The organism is Paenibacillus oleatilyticus (assembly GCF_018998565.1).
Taxonomy (GTDB): Bacteria; Bacillota; Bacilli; order Paenibacillales; family NBRC-103111; genus Paenibacillus_G; species Paenibacillus_G oleatilyticus.
The window spans coordinates 1-327 of record NZ_JAHNZO010000195.1; the positions used below are offsets into that span (position 1 = coordinate 1).

Consider the following 327-nt stretch of genomic DNA (forward strand, 5'->3'; position numbering starts at 1 on the left):
CTGCCAACCCCAGCCCGTGCCCGGCGCTGTCTATCTTCCACGCCAGCTCGGGGCGGTAGTAAGGGGAGAAGATTTTGCTTTTCTCTTCGTCGGCGATGCCTACGCCGGTATCCCACACTTCCACCAGGCACTCGGCGCCGCGTGGGCGGATGGCGATCAGTACGCCGCCCCGTTGCGTGTAGCGCAGGGCGTTTTGGATCAGATTGATCAGCGATTGTCGCACCAGCAGCGGATCGCCCATCACGCTGATGCGCCGCTTGGGTCGCCAGGTGCGCAGCGCCAGCGAGCGGCTGTTGGCCTCTTCGCGGAACAGGGTGATCACTGAGT

At 64.2% G+C, this 327-nt stretch carries 1 protein-coding gene; it reads right to left on the reverse strand.

Going from position 1 to position 327, the window contains the following annotated elements; translation table 11 throughout:
- A partial coding sequence (locus KQX66_RS39155; RefSeq protein ID WP_216798456.1) for an ATP-binding protein occupies positions 1-327 on the reverse strand: 327 nt, incomplete at both ends.